Source organism: Burkholderia sp. BCC1640 (assembly GCF_902833125.1).
Lineage (GTDB): Bacteria > Pseudomonadota > Gammaproteobacteria > Burkholderiales > Burkholderiaceae > Burkholderia > Burkholderia diffusa.
The window spans coordinates 1-555 of sequence record NZ_CADFEF010000133.1; the positions used below are offsets into that span (position 1 = coordinate 1).

At 70.8% G+C, this 555-nt stretch carries 1 protein-coding gene; it reads right to left on the minus strand.

The genetic code is table 11. The annotated features are described in order from the left end of the window. On the minus strand, positions 1-545 hold a 545-nt coding region (gene coaE / locus HWX25_RS32850), incomplete at its 3' end, for a dephospho-CoA kinase (RefSeq protein ID WP_175912756.1). Positions 546-555 lie beyond the last annotated feature (10 nt).

Below are 555 nucleotides of genomic sequence, written 5' to 3' on the forward strand. Positions count from 1 at the left end.
AGGTAATGCGCGTGCAGCGCGTCGATGCGGGTATCGAGCGCCGCGTCGGGCGCGGCCTCGTTGACGATCACGTCGTCGGCCGCCGCCAGGCGGGCTTCCCGGGTGGCCTGGCGTGCCACGATCGCCTCGACCTGCTCGCGCGCGAAGCCGTTCCTCTGCATGACGCGCGCGATCTGCGTCTCGACCTCGCAATCGACCACCAGCACGCGATCGACGCGGTTGCGCCAACTGCCCGACTCGACCAGCAGCGGTACCACGAAGATCACATAAGGGCCATTCGCTCGCGCGGCCTGCTGCTCGGTCTCGGCGCGAATCAGCGGATGTGTGATGGCCTCCAGCCGCTTGCGCGCGGCGTCGTCGCCGAACACCAGCGCGCGCATTCGGGCCCGGTCGAGCGACCCGTCGGCGGCCACGAAGGCCGGGCCGAACGCGGCGGCGATCGCCGGCATCGCGGCGCCGCCGGGCGCGGTGACCCGGTGCGCGATCGCGTCGGTATCGAGAACGGAAGCGCGTCGCGCACGGAAAGAGTGTGCGTCCGTGTGCATATCTCTGTGG